Origin of the sequence: Citrobacter sp. Cm038 (assembly GCF_030333105.1) — a bacterium.
Taxonomy (GTDB): Bacteria; Pseudomonadota; Gammaproteobacteria; order Enterobacterales; family Enterobacteriaceae; genus Citrobacter; species Citrobacter murliniae.
In genome coordinates, this window is sequence record NZ_JAOWGO010000002.1 from 108,254 (window position 1) to 126,293 (window position 18,040).

Annotated in this window: 15 protein-coding genes; 4 read left to right on the forward strand and 11 right to left on the reverse strand. The window is 52.1% G+C overall.

Annotation, left to right across the window (positions count from 1 at the left end):
• Positions 1-12: 12 nt before the first annotated feature.
• The 4 genes from ubiC to malK all read right to left on the reverse strand — a co-directional run bounded on the left by ubiC (position 13) and on the right by malK (position 4,399).
• Positions 13-510 (reverse strand): chorismate lyase, encoded by a 498-nt coding sequence (gene ubiC / locus OGY01_RS00485; RefSeq protein WP_045438508.1) that lies wholly within the window; start codon positions 508-510, stop codon positions 13-15.
• 180 nt (positions 511-690) lie between these two features.
• The gene (gene malM / locus OGY01_RS00490) at positions 691-1,641 is read right to left on the reverse strand and encodes a maltose operon protein MalM (RefSeq protein WP_045438502.1); all 951 of its coding nucleotides are present in this window, start codon (positions 1,639-1,641) and stop codon (positions 691-693) included.
• A 113-nt stretch (positions 1,642-1,754) separates the two neighbouring features.
• Entirely contained in the window at positions 1,755-3,113 is a 1,359-nt protein-coding gene (locus tag OGY01_RS00495; protein WP_045438497.1) for a maltoporin, read from the reverse strand.
• Between the two features lie 176 nt (positions 3,114-3,289).
• Positions 3,290-4,399, reverse strand: coding sequence for a maltose/maltodextrin ABC transporter ATP-binding protein MalK (gene malK, locus OGY01_RS00500; protein ID WP_045438493.1), 1,110 nt, complete (start codon positions 4,397-4,399; stop codon positions 3,290-3,292).
• A gap of 360 nt (positions 4,400-4,759) precedes the next feature.
• Here malK and malE point away from each other — a divergent pair, with 360 nt between their 5' ends.
• The 3 genes from malE to malG all read left to right on the forward strand — a co-directional run bounded on the left by malE (position 4,760) and on the right by malG (position 8,529).
• Positions 4,760-5,950 carry a maltose/maltodextrin ABC transporter substrate-binding protein MalE gene (malE, locus tag OGY01_RS00505; RefSeq protein ID WP_045438487.1) on the forward strand — a complete coding sequence of 397 codons (1,191 nt, stop codon included), beginning with the start codon at positions 4,760-4,762 and terminating at the stop codon, positions 5,948-5,950.
• Between the two features lie 129 nt (positions 5,951-6,079).
• The gene (gene malF, locus OGY01_RS00510; RefSeq protein ID WP_286492222.1) at positions 6,080-7,624 is read left to right on the forward strand and encodes a maltose ABC transporter permease MalF; all 1,545 of its coding nucleotides are present in this window, start codon (positions 6,080-6,082) and stop codon (positions 7,622-7,624) included.
• Between the two features lie 14 nt (positions 7,625-7,638).
• Positions 7,639-8,529: a maltose ABC transporter permease MalG gene (gene malG, locus OGY01_RS00515; protein ID WP_045438481.1), complete on the forward strand. Its 891-nt coding sequence runs from the start codon at positions 7,639-7,641 to the stop codon at positions 8,527-8,529.
• Positions 8,530-8,640: 111 nt separating this feature from the next.
• Here the strand turns inward: malG and psiE are convergent, their stop codons facing one another.
• From psiE to pgi, 7 genes are all read right to left on the reverse strand, one after another.
• The gene (gene psiE / locus OGY01_RS00520; protein WP_286492224.1) at positions 8,641-9,051 is read right to left on the reverse strand and encodes a phosphate-starvation-inducible protein PsiE; all 411 of its coding nucleotides are present in this window, start codon (positions 9,049-9,051) and stop codon (positions 8,641-8,643) included.
• Between the two features lie 158 nt (positions 9,052-9,209).
• Entirely contained in the window at positions 9,210-11,306 is a 2,097-nt protein-coding gene (locus OGY01_RS00525) for a YjbH domain-containing protein (protein ID WP_286492242.1), read from the reverse strand.
• Entirely contained in the window at positions 11,306-12,043 is a 738-nt protein-coding gene (locus OGY01_RS00530; RefSeq protein WP_048222463.1) for a capsule biosynthesis GfcC family protein, read from the reverse strand. Before OGY01_RS00530 ends, OGY01_RS00525 begins: the two co-directional genes overlap by 1 nt.
• Complete coding sequence (locus tag OGY01_RS00535) at positions 12,040-12,678, reverse strand: YjbF family lipoprotein (RefSeq protein WP_200012931.1); 639 nt, start codon at positions 12,676-12,678, stop codon at positions 12,040-12,042. The genes OGY01_RS00530 and OGY01_RS00535 overlap by 4 nt, the downstream gene beginning before the upstream one ends.
• Before the next feature lie 122 nt (positions 12,679-12,800).
• Positions 12,801-13,043 carry an exopolysaccharide production protein YjbE gene (gene yjbE / locus OGY01_RS00540; protein WP_045438470.1) on the reverse strand — a complete coding sequence of 81 codons (243 nt, stop codon included), beginning with the start codon at positions 13,041-13,043 and terminating at the stop codon, positions 12,801-12,803.
• Between the two features lie 305 nt (positions 13,044-13,348).
• A protein-coding gene (locus tag OGY01_RS00545; protein ID WP_286492225.1) for an IS3 family transposase occupies positions 13,349-14,604 on the reverse strand; the annotation gives its coding sequence in 2 pieces (ribosomal slippage) (positions 13,349-14,253 and positions 14,253-14,604; 1,257 coding nt in all).
• A 127-nt stretch (positions 14,605-14,731) separates the two neighbouring features.
• Complete coding sequence (gene pgi / locus OGY01_RS00550) at positions 14,732-16,378, reverse strand: glucose-6-phosphate isomerase (protein WP_045438468.1); 1,647 nt, start codon at positions 16,376-16,378, stop codon at positions 14,732-14,734.
• A 310-nt stretch (positions 16,379-16,688) separates the two neighbouring features.
• Here pgi and lysC point away from each other — a divergent pair, with 310 nt between their 5' ends.
• On the forward strand, positions 16,689-18,038 hold the full coding sequence (gene lysC, locus OGY01_RS00555) for a lysine-sensitive aspartokinase 3 (protein ID WP_048222471.1): 1,350 nt from the start codon (positions 16,689-16,691) through the stop codon (positions 18,036-18,038).
• Positions 18,039-18,040 lie beyond the last annotated feature (2 nt).

Consider the following 18,040-nt stretch of genomic DNA (forward strand, 5'->3'; position numbering starts at 1 on the left):
TTTTTCTTCCTCTCAGTACAACGGCGATGCAGGTAAAAAAAGCTCGGTAAGCATCAGCGGCTTACCGCTCAGCCGCAGGCGGGAACGACGCCCCCACAGCGCTGCATCGCGACCTATCTCAATAAAATCTCGGGTCAATGTCGATGATGTAAACAGGTAGCGCCCGAGCGGGGTTTTCCCCAGATTTTGTAAGGCCAGCTCAGGACCACACAGAGTTGATTCAGGCACCACGGTGCGCCCGGCAAGCCAGGGTTCACCATCCGCACATAACAGAATTTCACGCAACCAATAACGGGATTCGCTCGGCAGCAGCGTCAGTTCTTCAGCCACCTCATTTTGCCCAACAAATCCTTCTCGTATCAACGTTACGGTGACCTGTTTTCCCTCCTGCTCAAAGCGTTTGGTCATGGAGTCTTCCAGTAACAACCAGTCAAGCAGTTGAGGGTCAAGCGCGGGGATCGCATCAAAATAACGCAGCGCACGCAGTTGCGTTAACGCAGGGTGTGGCATGCCTTACTCTCCGATTTATAACGTGATGGCATTGTATCGCAGAAAAGGCATTACAGGGTGAGCAAACGTGATTAAGTGATCGGCTAATCAACATTAGTGTAACAAATCGCATTGCACGATAAAAAAAGGTGCGCCAGGAGACGCACCAGTTGTTGCAAAATCAGCAATGTGGGGAGATGGTTACCCCTTGCCTTTTACACTACTGATAAAGGTGGAACGGGCAGATGTGGACCCCAAACGTTCAGCTTCATCAAGCAGCTTCAGCGCTTTATCAACATCACCTTTCGCTACCGCATCTTTAATCGCTTTATTAAAGTAGCTTTCCGTGTCATTCAACATCGGTTCACTTTTCTTCGCAGGCGCTGGAGCGGCGGTCGCTACAGCAGCCGGAGCTGGAGCTGCATAAGCCGCTGCTGGCGCGGCAGTATTCCCAACCGTCACCGGCCCTGGACCGGAGGAGCCAAACAGCGGCCCGACCAATACGCTGGAAGAAGAGCTGGTTTTGACTTTCAGTTTCAACAGGCCATCGGTGGTATGACGGGCGATCGGGTCTGGAATATCCGGAATGGAGTTACCCACACCCTTGGCATACGCTTTCGCCGGGTCAAGCAGAGTTGTGGTCTGCTGAAGATCTTTTTCTGTTGTAAATACCAGCACATAGAGCTTCTGCTGGCCCAGCGCAGGCGTCAGACGCATGACTCCTTCCAGACGATCGGCACTCATCACGCCGGGCTCCTGATAGGTGAAATAGCTGCTGGGGAAGAACGCAGATGGCGTCATGTTCTGATCAAGAATCAATACGTTTGGTGCAAATACACTGGTTTGTTTGTTCACTTCACTGGACAGCGTCAGGGTCAATTCACCAATATTTGCCGGGACGCTATAGGCGGCGACCGGGCCGGTAATCCCGGCAACGTCCAGACGCTGACCACCAGTAGAGAGCTGAGTAGACTGCGTATTCGATTGATCAACAGGTGTCCAGGTTAACTGTTGCAGTGCAGCAGTGGGGATAGCAGGCGCAGCGGTGGTATTTTGCGGCACAAAATTCACATCGGCCAGGCTGATGCCAGGAGCACTTGCAAATAAACCTGCAGATAAACAAAGGGCAACGAGACTTTTCTTCATTTTCATTGTTATCACCTCAGATAGCATGGGTTCAGCGGTGGCCAGGCAATAGCGCGCTAAACCGTAATCAAGAGGGGCTTACGCCCCTCTTTCGGTCATGACGTCAGATTAATGCTGGATTACCACCAGATTTCCATCTGGGCACCGAAGGACCACTCGTCACTGTCGCCACGGCTGGTGGTGCTGATACCGGAATTAGTCGCCGCAGCGAATTTGGTTACGTCGTTACCATTTTTGACGTAGCCCCACTCTTCATCCCATTTTGCGTAGGTTGCGAAGACGCGGATTGCCGGACGAGACCAGATGCTGTCGCCTGCCTGCCACTGTTGCGCCAGGGTGATTTTGTACTGGCTGTTACGATCGCCGGTCTGTTGGGATTTGACGTTGTCGTAACCGACTTCCATCAGGGTGCTCATGATTGGCGTCCATTTGTACATCGGACGAATACCGACGGTGTACCATTCGGTACCCAGGTCGTTATCCATATCGAGATTCTGGTACATACCGACGTACATCAGGTCCCACTTGTCGCCCAGGGAAATCGCACCGTGATCCAGGACGCGCACCAGGCTACCGTTGTTATTGACGACGTTGTTAGCGAAGTTTGTCTTAACGCCAGTAACAGGGTCTTCAATAGTAGTGGTAGAAGAACCGTAAGAGCCCTGGTTCAGGCCTTTACCCTGAGTGGTCATGGAGTCTGTCGCATACTGAACGACAAACTTGTTATAGCCTTTCAACATGCTCTGGGTATGTTCAGCGGTGAACATCCAGCCATCTTTTGATGCACCGTCTGCCAGGCTGTAGTCATCTGTTGTATTTGCGCGACCATAGTCAACGCCCAGTTCCAGCATACCGTCCGGGTTAATGGCCATCTGCGCTAAACGCACGTCGAACACGTCGTTGGCGGTATCTTTGGTACGATCATAAATGTTCTGGCTGCTGAACGCGTAAGAGCCGCCCGCTTCCTGAGAACGGGTTGCTGCCAGAGCCAGTTTACCGAAGCCCAGATCGATGTTTTCAATACCGGCACCAGGACCCGAGATATCCCAGTAGTAGAAGTCGATCATGTGAACATCATGACGCTGATAGAAGCGCTTACCGGCCCAGATCGTAGAACCTGGCAGCCATTCAATCAGGTTTTTACCCTGCACGTTTGCTTCACGGAATGCCGGATCTGTTCCTTCCCAGTCATTCTGCTGTGCTACGGAGTAGGCGACGTTAGTGTCGAAATAGAAGCTCTTATCACCTTCTTTCCATACTTCCTGGCCCAGTTTCAGTTCTGCATAGGTTTCACATTCGTTACCGAGACGGTATTTACTTTGAGCACCAGTAGCCTGGAAACATTGTTGTTCGCCGCCACTACCCGTCCAGCCGATACCGGAACGAGCATAACCATGAAAATCTACAGCCATTGCCTGAACAGACATAATGCCTGCTGCTACAGCAACCGCCAGAGGGAGTTTGCGCAGAGTAATCATCGTTCTATCTCCTGAGATCATTGCTTTTCTTTAAACGCGTCCCCTTCGGGCTGCCTCTTTGTTGGCTGCGTTCTTTCACCCCGGTCACGTATTTTTTGTACGCTCCCGGGATTCATTCACTTGCAGCCTCGATGCAGCCTCGAATGGTTTTGCGTTTCGTTTTTTTTATGGGGACCTTAAACGCCCGGCTCTTGGTGCAACCGACGACATGCAGTGCCATCCTCACGGAACAGATGGCAACGCTCTGGCGGCAGACCGATAGCGAATGTGGCACCCTCTTCTACCAACACCACGTCGTTCTGGCGGTAAACCAGGTTTTGACGGATGGCGGGGATCTGGATATGAATTTGTGTTTCGTGACCAAGCTGCTCGACGACCTGTACTTCACCCTCGAGAGTGACATCAGCAATTTCGCTGGGCAGCAGATGTTCCGGGCGAATACCTAAAGACATGTTGGCGCCAACCTGAACGTGTGCGCTATCGACCGGTAGCCAGATTTGCTGGCGGTTAGGCAACTCTACCTGGACCTGATCGATTGCCGTCCCCGTGACTTTCACCGGCAGAAAGTTCATCTTCGGCGAACCAATAAAGCCCGCGACAAAGCGGTCAGCCGGGTAGTGATACAGCTCCAGTGGTTTGCCCACCTGAGCAACGCGACCAGCATCCAGCACCACAATTTTGTCTGCCAGGGTCATCGCTTCGACCTGGTCGTGGGTGACGTAAATCATCGTGCGGCCAAGACGTTTATGCAGGCGGGAGATTTCTATACGCATCTGCACGCGCAGCGCGGCATCAAGGTTGGAAAGCGGTTCGTCAAGCAGGAATACGCGCGGCTCTGCCACCAGCGTACGACCAATCGCCACACGCTGACGCTGTCCACCAGAAAGCGCTTTTGGTTTACGCTCCAGCAGGTGTGCCAGTTGCAGAACTTCAGCCACCTGATTAACGCGCTGATTCATTACCTCTTTTTTGGCACCCGCCAGCTTGAGACCAAACGACATGTTTTCTGCGACGGATAAATGGGGATAGAGCGCATAGGACTGGAAGACCATTCCCACACCGCGTTCGGCGGGCGGGATATCGTTCATTCGGGTTTCCCCGATATACAGATCTCCACTGGTGATAGTCTCAAGCCCGGCGATCATACGCAGCAAAGTCGACTTACCGCAGCCTGACGGTCCGACAAACACCACGAACTCCCCTTCGTGAATGTCGAGATTGATATCTTTCGATACCACCACGTCACCCCAGGCTTTCGTTACATTTCGCAACTGTACGCTCGCCATGCCCTTCTCCCTTCGTTACAACCTGTCATCGACAGCAACATTCATGATGGACTGACTATGCGTTATTCATTAATGGCGGGAATCCTCCACCCCCCAGCTTTTTTATGGGGGAGGAGGCGGGAGGATGAGAGAGCAGTGTCTGAGACCCTGGCTGTACTCCGTGGAGGAATTTCGTGATGGCGCCTGCAAAAATCAGTGGGTTTTTATGTGCGCCAGCACGCATTACTCACATTTATGCAACACAGATCACATAAAGAATGGGTGGGGCGTAGGGGTAAGGAGGATGGAAAGAGGTTGTCGTATAAAGAAACTAGTAACCGTTAAGCCACCTCTGAAAAATCACCAAACAGGATGGGAACTATGAAAATCAAAACTGGCGCACGCATCCTCGCATTGTCCGCACTGACGACGATGATGTTTTCCGCCTCGGCTCTCGCCAAGATTGAAGAAGGTAAGCTGGTTATCTGGATCAACGGCGATAAAGGCTATAACGGCCTCGCTGAAGTGGGTAAAAAATTCGAGAAAGACACCGGCATCAAAGTCACTATTGAGCATCCGGACAAACTGGAAGAAAAATTCCCGCAGGTTGCAGCGACCGGCGACGGCCCGGACATTATCTTCTGGGCGCATGACCGCTTTGGTGGCTACGCACAATCTGGTCTGCTGGCTGAGATCACCCCAGACAAAGCGTTCCAGGACAAGCTCTATCCGTTCACCTGGGATGCAGTGCGTTATAACGGCAAACTGATCGCCTACCCAATCGCCGTTGAAGCGCTGTCTCTGATTTACAACAAAGACCTCGTTCCTCAAGCGCCGAAAACCTGGGAAGAGATCCCTGCGCTGGATAAAGAGCTGAAGGCGAAAGGTAAATCCGCCCTGATGTTCAACCTGCAAGAGCCGTACTTCACCTGGCCGCTGATTGCTGCCGACGGCGGTTACGCATTCAAATTTGAAAACGGCAAATACGACGTCAAAGACGTTGGCGTAGACAGCGCTGGCGCGAAAGCGGGTCTGACCTTCCTGGTTGACCTCATCAAGAACAAACACATGAACGCGGATACCGACTACTCCATCGCCGAAGCGGCCTTTAACAAAGGTGAAACGGCAATGACGATTAACGGTCCGTGGGCATGGTCGAACATCGACAAGAGCAAAATTAACTACGGCGTAACGCTGCTGCCAACCTTCAAAGGCAAAGCCTCTAAACCATTTGTTGGTGTACTCAGTGCCGGTATTAACGCCGCCAGTCCGAACAAAGAACTGGCAAAAGAGTTCCTCGAAAACTACTTGCTGACCGATCAGGGTCTGGATGAAGTGAACAAGGACAAACCGCTGGGCGCCGTTGCGCTGAAATCCTTCCAGGAGCAATTAGCGAAAGATCCGCGTATTGCTGCCACCATGGATAACGCCCAGAAAGGCGAAATCATGCCGAACATTCCGCAGATGTCTGCATTCTGGTATGCCGTTCGTACCGCTGTAATCAACGCCGCTAGTGGCCGTCAGACTGTCGATGCAGCACTGAAAGACGCGCAAGGTCGTATCACCAAGTAGTGCTGTCGATGTACCTGATGGCGCTTCGCTTATCAGGCCTACGGAGGATTGTAGGCCTGATAAGGCATTTATGCCGCTATCCGGCACATCTCCAGCGAGGAAGTTTCACCGTTGTTGAGGAAGATCCCCATGGATGTCATTAAAAAGAAATACTGGTGGCAAAGCGACACGCTGAAATGGTCAGTGATAGGTCTGCTTGGTCTGCTGGTGGGTTACCTTGTTGTTTTGATGTACGCCCAGGGGGAGTACCTTTTTGCCATCATGACGCTGATTTTAAGCTCTGCTGGTCTGTATATTTTTGCTAACCGTAAAACTTATGCCTGGCGCTATGTTTATCCTGGTGTTGCTGGCATGGGGCTGTTTGTTCTGTTTCCGCTCATTTGCACCATTGCCATTGCCTTTACCAACTACAGCAGTACCAACCAACTGACCTTTGAACGCGCCCAGCAAGTCCTGATGGACCGTTCTTATCAGGCGGGTAAAACCTACAACTTTGGTCTGTATCCAGCGGGTACGGAGTGGCAACTGGCCCTCACCGATGGAGAGACGGGCAAGAACTATGTCTCCGATGCCTTTAAATTTGGCGGCGAGCAAAAACTGCAACTGAAAGAAACCGATACGCTGCCAACAGGTGAACGCGCGACGCTGCGCATCATCACGCAACATCGCCAGGCGCTGACTCAACTGACGGCTATATTGCCTGATGAAAGCAAAGTGATTATGAGCTCGCTGCGTCAGTTCTCTGGCACGCAGCCACTCTACTCCCTGGCGGATGACGGGACGCTCACCAACAACCAGAGCGGCGTAAAATACCGTGCAAACAACGATATCGGTTATTACCAGTCGGTCACGGCTGACGGGAACTGGGGCACTGAAAAACTCAGTCCCGGCTATACCGTCACCATCGGCTGGGAGAACTTCACCCGCGTATTTACCGATGAAGGGATCCAGAAACCGTTCTTCGCTATCTTTGTCTGGACAGTCGTTTTCTCGGTCCTGACCGTGATCCTGACCGTTGCCGTGGGTATGGTTCTGGCTTGCCTGGTGCAATGGGAATCATTAAAAGGTAAAGCGATTTACCGCGTACTGTTGATTCTGCCTTATGCCGTACCGTCGTTTATCTCGATTCTGATTTTCAAAGGGCTGTTCAACCAGAGCTTCGGTGAAATCAACATGATGCTAAGCGCACTGTTTGGCATCAAACCGGCCTGGTTCAGTGACCCAACCACCGCGCGTTCGATGATTATTATCGTCAACACCTGGCTGGGCTATCCGTACATGATGATCTTGTGCATGGGTCTGCTGAAGGCGATTCCTGACGATCTGTATGAGGCTTCTGCGATGGATGGCGCGGGCCCGTTCCAGAACTTCTTTAAGATTACGTTGCCGCTGCTGATTAAGCCGCTGACGCCGCTGATGATCGCCAGTTTTGCCTTTAACTTTAACAACTTCGTGCTGATCCAACTGTTGACTAACGGTGGCCCGGACCGTCTTGGTACCACCACGCCAGCAGGTTATACCGACCTGCTCGTAAGTTACACCTATCGTATCGCCTTTGAAGGCGGCGGCGGTCAGGACTTCGGTCTGGCAGCAGCGATTGCGACGCTGATTTTCCTGCTGGTAGGTGTACTGGCGATAGTGAACCTGAAAGCCACACGAATGAAGTTTGACTAAGGAGGGCATTGAACATGGCTATGGTCCAACCCAAATCTCAAAAAATGCGCCTCTTCGCGACGCACTTAGGCTTGCTGATTTTCATCGCGGCAATTATGTTCCCGCTGCTGATGGTTATCGCGATTTCATTGCGCGAAGGTAACTTTGCTACCGGGAGCCTGATCCCGGAAAATATATCCTGGGAACACTGGCGGCTGGCATTGGGTTTCAGCGTTGAACATGCTGACGGCCGTGTCACACCGCCTCCCTTCCCGGTTCTGTTGTGGCTGTGGAACTCAGTGAAAATCGCCGGAATTACCGCCATCGGCATCGTGGCACTCTCCACTACCTGCGCCTACGCCTTTGCCCGTATGCGCTTTCCGGGTAAAGCCACGTTGCTGAAAGGGATGCTAATTTTCCAGATGTTCCCGGCGGTTCTGTCACTGGTGGCGTTGTATGCCTTGTTTGACCGCCTCGGACAGTACATTCCTTTTATCGGTCTGAACACTCACGGTGGCGTGATCTTCGCCTACCTCGGCGGTATCGCCCTGCATGTATGGACGATTAAAGGCTACTTTGAAACGATTGATGGTTCGCTGGAAGAAGCGGCGGCGCTGGATGGCGCAACACCATGGCAGGCATTCCGTCTGGTGCTATTACCACTTTCGGTACCGATTCTGGCGGTGGTGTTTATTCTGTCGTTTATCGCCGCAATTACTGAAGTTCCGGTCGCTTCACTGCTACTGCGTGATGTGAACAGCTACACCCTGGCGGTAGGTATGCAGCAGTACCTCAATCCACAGAACTATTTGTGGGGCGACTTTGCCGCCGCCGCCGTTCTTTCCGCCATTCCGATCACCCTGGTTTTCCTGCTGGCACAGCGCTGGCTGGTCAACGGTCTGACGGCGGGTGGTGTGAAAGGCTAAGTTTCATCGAAGTACCTGCCCGGCAACGGGCAGTGCAATGCCACTGCAACCCTCAACTTATGTTATCCCAACCTGTGACTGTTTTTCGGCGCTCTACGGAGCGCCATTTTTTTACTCTCGCTTCAGCCGCTTGGAATTACACAGCCACAGCGTAATCACCAACAACAAGATCGCCGCAGAATAGATCAATACATCCATTGGCGCTTTATGATCGACAATGATCAGGCGCACAATCGCAGTGATCCCGATATAGACAAAGTAGCGTAGTGGAAAGTGAAAACCTGACTGAAAGTACTTCACAATCAGTGCGATAAATTCAAAGTAGAGAAAATACACCACCAGCCCTTCCACCAGCTCATACTTGCTGGTTTGTTCCGGCGCGAACAGAACGTCTGCCAGATGCAGCGTCTCTTTCCCAAGAAATACGACCAGAATCAGGCCCAGACTGAGCAGTCCTAGATTCAGGACGGTCTGTAAAATCGTGGAGATAAACTCAACACGTGGACGAGATAGTGACATCATAACAGCACCTCTTACTCTGTGGCGAAGTTCCTGTATAACGCAAAAATGTGACAGAGATCTATATTTTTTGTTTATTTTTTATTCAGGGATCGTAAGCACCTTATCTGGCCTGCTGCTTGCCCGATGCGCGTAGCGCCACCGGGCAAACAACGCTCACATCAGCGAAATTTCTCACTCCTGTCGCTGGTCATATCGTACAGACCAAACTTACGCCCAAGCTGCTGGCCTCCGTCACGCGTCAACGGTGTCCAGCCGATCGCCGCACGACTGCGGGTTGGGCCGGTGGAGAAGAGATCCAGCGGCACAGAAACATACACGCCTTTGGTAAAATCCCCTTCCCCGTACTCATCTGGTGATGCATCGGTGATGGTCGCATAGCCGCCCACCACGACACCGCTGTCGAAGCGTTTAGCAATCTCCAGCGTCCCACCTTTATCTCCAGCCAGATACTGCCCGACACTGGCTTTCACCAGCACATCCTGGGCGAACGAAGGATTCCAGTAGGCCGTCAGATGCCCGGTCTTCACGCTGTAGTCGGTGAATTTCATCATCTCCTGCGCACTGCGCCAGTCACGTTGTTTCACGTAGTTGGCGTCAATACCAAACGCCCAATTACCATCCAGCGGGCGGTACAGCACTTCAGCCCCCGCGCCGCCGTACATGGTCTCCAGATAGCCGCCGTAAACCTGTCCGTAAAACCCATGACCAAGAGACTGGAAGTAGTTAGCCTGGAGATTATTCACATACACGTCGTTCTGCACATAGTCACGTACGTGGGTACGAACCCGCGGCAAATGCGAATCCTGCGGCGGATTAGTGTAATTAAACTTGTCGTAGTTATTGGCAAGATTGGCAAACAGACTGCCGGTAGTGAGCAGGTGATCCGTGACCCACAGATCCGCCGTCCCCATAACACCCAACTGATACATATAGAAGTTTTCCGGGCCGCCAACCGACTGATTAAGCACCGGATCGATATGAAAATCGAAGCGTGACTTATCGATATACCAGCCCTGCTCGACAGTTTGTGGAACAACGGGTTCGACGCGGTTTTGCACCAGCGAAGTTTCATGTCCCAACGGTTCCCCTTGCAGATGGTTCTTCAGGCTTGATACATCCGTTTCGGTCGTCACCTGCGGTAAATTCAAGCGATTTTCTGTTACGTGGATCGTGCGGATCCCTTCCGGAAGATCGTTCATCACGATCCGATTCGCTCGTTCGATCCCTTCACGAGAGTCACGGTACTTCACCTGTTCGCCGGTGACGTAAAGTGTCTCGCCCTTCACCTGAATCTTCGGATCCGCCAGCCCGGCGTTGTATTTCAGCAACGTTAACTGATTCGCCACTACCGAATGTTGCAGGATGGCATCCTGCGGCTGCGGCTGATATTTCGGTCGGGCATTGTCGTTATAGCTGGGCCGCAGATCGTTGAAGTTGGTACGCAACGTGACCCCAAACATAAAGGTATTGCCGCGTTCGTAGCTGAGGTTAACGTCGGCCCAATCGGTGACGCGGTAAATGGCGCCGACGTTAAACTTACTCTTCTGCTCCAGCTTACCCGCAAAATCCTGCTGGTAATTGTTCCCTTCATACTCCAGTTTCAGACGCAATGGCTGCCAGGGTGTCTGGTATTCCACGCCGCCAAACAACGATGCCGGACCGTGGAACATCTGGCTGCCATCGATAGATCCGGCCTGTTTATAGCTGTTATCGCGATAACAGAATTTATCGCTGTACGAACACAGCGGATTACTCACATTGCCGCTGGTTCCCAGATATCCCCAGCCAAGGCCGAGCGAGAAATCAAAAGGGCCCCAGGCCTTATTCGCCACAATGTATTCCGCATCAAACAGGCCAGTCCCGCCGATATCCCGCGCACCAACCGCCACCTGCGGCATCCAGTAACTCTCTTCCCACAGCCGTAATTTGAGGTCGAAAGCCTTATCCTTGTATGTTTGATCGCCAGAAAACGACTCAACACTGCTGTATTTTTTAGTACGCACATCGGTGTAGCGCAGTGTGGTTTCCAGCCAGGGAAAAAGCTGCACAGACGCGGAGTAGTAGCGGTACTGATCGTTATCACGATAGTTGAGGCTCATTTCCCCTTCACGCGCTATCCGTGCGGTCGGGGTTTGCAGCAGCCCCACGCCGCCAAAGTCTGACTGAGAAGGGCCAACAGGCGCCGGGAAAGTTTCACCGTGGCACGCCACGCTTACACCCAGCGCCAATAAGCTGAGCAGATAAGTTTTTCTCATCATTCGGGTATCCGCTGGGTCAGAGTGCGAAGGATGTCGGCATTGATTTCATCCGGGGCTGTACTCCAGACGGCATCGGCGAGTCCGACAAAAAGGGTGCTGCCGGGCATCAGCTCTACGTGGCGTTTGTTCCAGTAAGCGACTGGCGCTTTCTGTGTACGTCCGTCGGGATAGACCACCCACGCATAACTGCGATCGGCACCACTGAGCAAACTTTGCCCATCGAGATAGCTGGCAACATCACGCCCGGCCACAAACGGTTGCTTCCCCGGGCGACTTACCAGCCCAAACAACGTAATTTCTGTTGGCTCTGGCCCGACCCAAAGCGTGTAGTTGCCCTGTAATGGCGGGTTACCGCCGTCACTTACCCGCACAACGTCCGGATCGAGATTAATCCGCTGTCTGCCGGTAACCTTCAGCACCTGCACTTGCTGATGTAACGTGTTGATGGCGGCAGCGGCGTCACCACTTTCCTCTGAACTCAGCGCCGCTAAACGTCCTAACAGCACCTGTTGTTGGCGCTGCGCTGTAATGGTCGCCTGTTCTTCGCTGATGATCGCCGCTGGCCACCAGCTATTTGCCAGTTTCGGTTGTCCCACCAGATCGATCAGGTGCTCCACATCGGCCAGCGTTTTCGCCTCCGTGTTGCCTGTCGTCATCACTTTGACAGTGCCTGCTGCAAAAACAGATGACACGCTCAGGCTGACGAGGAGCGCTGTAATAGTCCGTTTCATCATGATTTTGCCGCCTTAATCAGCGTGGTTTTCACCGGGAAGTAATTTGCGCCCAGGTACTGTTTCGACTGACGAATCAGCCCGTCGCTATCGATCCAGTAGCGGTTATGCCAACGGGCCTGATCGGTCGTCACCTCTTCATCCAGCACGCGAACCGAGGTTTCATCGCTGGCAACCCTGATACTGTCAGTGCCATCCCATTTGAAGACCGAGCGGGCGGTGGCGTAGCGCACCTGCTTATGCTCGGTCCAGCCCATCGTACGGCTCCAGGTGACACCGTCGACGATCTGGTTTGGCTTGATAAGCGGGTCTGCCGCCAGATTATTCACCTCGATCAGGTTGTCTCCGCCGAGCCATGTTTTCACCAGACGTCCGTGCTGTGTCACGAGAACGGCCTGATCCTGCGTCACCCATTTCTGCTGGTCGTTTTCTGCGAAAGCGAGCACCACAAACAGCTGAGGGCCGTCATTGAGCTGCATATACTGGCTGGCATAGGGCATGTTTTGGATATCATCGTCCGTCATCTGTACGCCAGGTGTACCGAACACGCTATTCCACAGCGAATGTCCCAGCCCCTCAGTTGAGGCAGAACACGCCTGCAGTAACAGGCAAACCAATATGAGCGCTGGTCGCTTCACGACGCTTCTCCGCATTATTGCCGGGTGGCGCTATGCTTACCCGGCAGGCCGATAAGTCCCGCAGGCTTACGGCAATCCAAAATAACCACACCGAAGTGTGGTTATGGTTAAACGTACCGCGATTACTGGGTACTGGTGGTCGTGGTGGTTGTGGTTCCGGTATTAGAGCCATCTCCACCACCGGTTGCCGCCAGGGCGACCCCCACCGCAGAACTTACGGTGCTCACGCTGGTTGCGGAGGAACTTCCTGCCGAAACCGACGCGGCAGCTGACCCTGCAGCCTCCCCCACCTGGACGGGGGCGGCATGGACAGAAGTCGCCGCAAGCGCAGATATAGCCAAAAGGCCATACAGAACTTTTTTCATCACAAATTCCCTTCATTGTATGAATGGAGATTTACCCAAAAGAATTTCGGGCGAGATCGAGTATACACAACCGAAGTATGCGAATTACGGCACGCGGGAATTTAGGATAATTAGAAAAAAGAACGTACTAATGATAACTTTTAATATGAAAACAAATATAAATCAGTTGGTTAAAATAATTATATAAAAATACAATATCCGTAAACTCTGAAAATAATCGAGCAAAAATTAAAGTAATAAAATTATTTTAGGATTAAGCTCAATTAAATTTTCACATAAGGTTCAAGAGAAAGGGAATTATCTGACTAGTCCTGATATAGGTTGACAGTTTTTTGTCTGTAAAACGCCTGATGAACATCATCGGGCGTTTTGTATTTCAGGGCCAGATGTGGCCGTTCATGGTTATAAATTGCCACGGACTCTTTTACCATCATCCGGGCTTGTGCAAGATCCTCCGGGCGCGAGAGTAAAAACTCATTTTTCAGTATCCCGTTTATTCTCTCAGCCAGCGCATTCTGGTAGCAATCGTAACCATCGGTCATTGAACAGGTTATTCCGTTTCGCTCATGAACTGACTGATAAAGTACCGAACAGTATTGCAGTCCTCTGTCAGAGTGATGTACCAGCGGACCTGTCGTTTTTCTCCGCCTCAGAGCCTGTCTGAACGCCTTTACCACGTTTTCTGTCTGCAGGTTTTCCCCGACATGGTAACCCACGATTTTTCTGGAGCAGGCATCGGTGACCAGACTCAGATAAGCCGTGCCGCTGCGTAGTGGAAGGTAAGTTATATCAGCGACCCAGACCTGCTCTGGCTCAAGGGGGGTAACCTGTTCAGGGCCGGGTTTCAGCAGATTAGGATGCCGGTAAAAGCGATGATGGCTGTTAGTGGTTTTGTGATATGCCCGTTTCACTGGCACCAGGAGCCGGTATTCATCCAGCAGGTTAAACAGACGGTCTCGTCCGATATTCAGCATTTTATCGGACTGAGTGTTCAGCAGATAGTGCAGTTTACGCGTACCGATTCGCGGCTGACGACACCTGACTCGGGCAAAAAACTCAAGAACCTGAGCATGATGTTCCTGTCTTTTTATGCGTCTTGTGTTGTCCTGATACCACGCCTGTCTGCTGTGCCCCAGGAACTGGCATGCACGCGTAACAGTTATTTTTGGGGCCGGACTTTGCGCGAGGACTTGCCGGGCCGCTTTTTTACAACGCTCACCCCGTAATCATTTTTCAGGACGTTGATAACCGACTCAAAAAACTCAGCTTTCTGGTTCGCCAGCTCAAGCTGTTCTTCAAGTTCCCTGATTCTTTGCTCGGGTGTAAGCGGGATAATCGTCTGAGCCACATGCAGTTTCCTCTTCACCAGGTCAGGAAGTCCGGGACTCCAGTCAAGTTGGCCATACTTACGCAACCAGACAAGAACGGTGGAGCGCCCCTGAATACCATACCGCTGCTGGGCCTGTTTATAGGTCATCTCGCCTTTTTCAACCTGCTCAACAACAGCTATTTTAAAGGATAGAGGATAATCACGTTGGGTGCGTTTGAACTCAGTCATCATCACGTTCTCCGTATTTAAGTCAGGAACGTGTCAACGCTATTCAGGACGGGTCAATCTTATAAAAAAAGCCGATAATAATATCGGCTTTTTAATTTCATTATTGCTGCGGTTCAAAGGAAGACGCAGATTAACGCCAGGACTTATAACGGTTAATCAAACCGTTAGTCGAGCAGTCGTGGCTGTTGATTTCTTTATCATCGTTCAGCTCTGGCAGAATGCGGTTTGCCAGTTGTTTGCCCAGCTCCACGCCCCACTGGTCGAAGGTGAAGATGTTGAGGATTGCGCCCTGAGTAAAGATTTTATGCTCATACAGTGCAATCAGCGCACCCAGACTGAACGGGGTAATTTCACGCAGCAGAATGGAGTTAGTCGGACGGTTGCCTTCAAACACTTTAAACGGCACAACGTGCTCGAGCTGAGCCGGATCTTTACCCTGGTCACGATATTCCTGCTCAACCACTTCGCGAGATTTACCAAACGCCAGCGCTTCAGTCTGAGCGAAGAAGTTGGACAGCAGCTTCGGATGGTGATCCGACAGCGGGTTGTGGGTAATCGCCGGAGCGATAAAGTCACAAGGAACCATTTTGGTGCCCTGATGAATCAACTGATAGAACGCGTGCTGACCGTTAGTGCCCGGCTCACCCCAGATGATTGGGCCAGTCTGGTAATCCACCGCGTTGCCGTTACGGTCAACGTATTTACCGTTGGATTCCATATTGCCCTGCTGGAAGTAGGCCGCGAAACGGTGCATATACTGGTCATACGGCAGGATCGCTTCGGTTTCAGCACCAAAGAAATTGTTGTACCAGATACCGATCAGCGCCAACAGCACCGGCAGGTTTTTCTCTGCAGGCGTGGTGGAGAAATGCTTATCCATTGCGTGCGCACCGGACAGCAGCTCAACGAAATTGTCGTAGCCCACGGACAGGATGATAGACAGGCCGATTGCTGACCACAGGGAATAGCGTCCACCGACCCAGTCCCAGAACTCGAACATGTTGGCGGTATCAATACCGAACTCGCCAACCGCTTTGCCGTTGGTGGACAGTGCCGCGAAGTGTTTGGCAACGTGCTTGTTGTCGCCTGCGGTCGCCAGGAACCAGTCGCGCGCGCTGTGGGCGTTGGTCATGGTTTCCTGAGTAGTGAAGGTTTTAGACGCGACCAGGAACAGCGTGGTTTCCGGGTTCACTTTCTTCAGCACTTCGGCAATATGCGTGCCGTCAACGTTAGACACAAAGTGCATATTCAGGTGATTTTTGTACGGACGCAGCGCTTCGGTCACCATGAACGGGCCAAGGTCAGAGCCGCCGATACCAATGTTCACCACATCAGTGATTGCCTTACCAGTGTAGCCTTTCCAACTGCCGGAGATAATCGCTTCAGAAAAGGATTTCATCTTCTCCAGCACCGCGTTCACTTCCGGCATCACATCTTTGCCGTCAACAATGATTGGCGTATTGCTACGGTTGCGCAGCGCTACGTGCAGCACCGCACGGTCCTCGGTGCGGTTGATCTTTTCACCGGAGAACATGGATTTGATAGCACCTGCGAGATCGGTCTCTTTCGCCAGATCCTGCAGTTTGGCCAACGTCTCTTCAGTGATGCGGTTTTTGGAGAAATCCACCAGCATCAGATCGTCAAACGTCGCGGAAAATTTAGTGAAGCGATCGCTATCTTTCGCGAACAGGTCCGCGATTGTAACGTCTTTCATCTCTTCAAAGTGTTTTTGTAGTGCCTGCCAGGCTGAGGTCTGCGTTGGATTGATGTTTTTCATTAGCAATACTCTTCTGATTTTGAGAATTGTGACTGAGATCGATTGTAACGCCAGTCACAGAAAAGTGTGATTGTTTTAATGCCATTGCACTGGCCTGTATGAATCGAGGATGAAAAGCAGCAAAAGTATAGCTGTTATAAGCGCTGTTACTCATCGCTAACGCAGCATGAAAAATCCGCATAATCCCAGCGTTGACAGTACAGGCTACACATTTTATTTATAAATACGGTATTTGCATTTGCGCCTGCACCGGTTTCCGTTCTGCCTTTGTGCCATGGTCGCTTTTTTCATTCCCTGACACGAGGTCGTTATGACAAATCTAGTTGTCTCCAAGTTTGGCGGTACCAGCGTGGCGGATTTTGACGCCATGAATCGCAGCGCGGATGTGGTACTTTCCGATGCTAACGTCCGTTTAGTGGTACTTTCCGCTTCGGCGGGCATTACCAATCTGCTGGTCGCACTGGCAGAAGGACTGGAGCCAACCGAACGCTTCGAGAAGCTCGATTCCATTCGTCAAATTCAGTTCGATATCCTGGAACGCCTGCGCTATCCGAACGTGATCCGCGAAGAGATAGAACGCCTGCTGGAAAACATCACCACGCTGGCAGAAGCCGCTTCACTGGCCACCTCAACCGCACTGACTGACGAACTGGTCAGCCACGGTGAACTGATGTCTACCCTGCTGTTTGTCGAGATCCTGCGTGAGCGTAACGTGCAGGCGCAGTGGTTTGATGTGCGCAAAGTGATGCGAACCAACGATCGTTTTGGCCGCGCAGAGCCGGATGTTTCGGCGCTGGCTGAACTGGCGACGCTACAGCTGGCCCCGCGTCTGGATGAAGGTCTGGTTATTACCCAGGGTTTTATCGGTAGCGAAAGCAAAGGCCGCACCACCACGCTGGGACGTGGCGGCAGCGACTATACGGCAGCCTTGCTGGCAGAAGCGTTGCACGCAACGCGCGTTGATATCTGGACCGATGTTCCCGGCATCTACACAACCGATCCACGCGTAGTTCCAGCCGCTAAACGTATTGATGAAATCGCCTTTGAAGAGGCTGCTGAGATGGCAACCTTCGGCGCGAAAGTGTTGCATCCGGCGACCCTGTTACCCGCCGTACGTAGCGATATTCCGGTGTTTGTTGGCTCCAGCAAAGATCCAAAAGCGGGCGGCACGCTGGTGTGTAATAAAACCCAGAATCCACCGCTATTTCGCGCACTGGCGCTGCGTCGTAAGCAAACGCTGCTCACGCTGCATAGCCTGAATATGCTGCACTCTCGTGGATTTTTAGCGGAAGTGTTCGGCATTCTGGCACGTCATAATATCTCGGTGGATTTGATTACCACCTCAGAAGTCAGCGTGGCGCTAACCCTGGACACCACAGGTTCCACTTCCACCGGAGATACGTTGCTGACACAGACTCTGCTCATGGAACTGTCTGCACTGTGCCGGGTAGAAGTAGAAGAAGGTCTCGCGCTGGTGGCGCTGATTGGTAACGACCTGTCTAAAGCCTGTGGCGTGGGTAAAGAGGTGTTTGGCGTGCTGGAGCCGTTCAACATTCGCATGATTTGCTATGGTGCATCCAGCCATAACCTGTGCTTCCTCGTTCCCGGTACTGAAGCTGAGCAGGTTGTGCAGAAGCTGCACCATAATCTGTTTGAGTGACA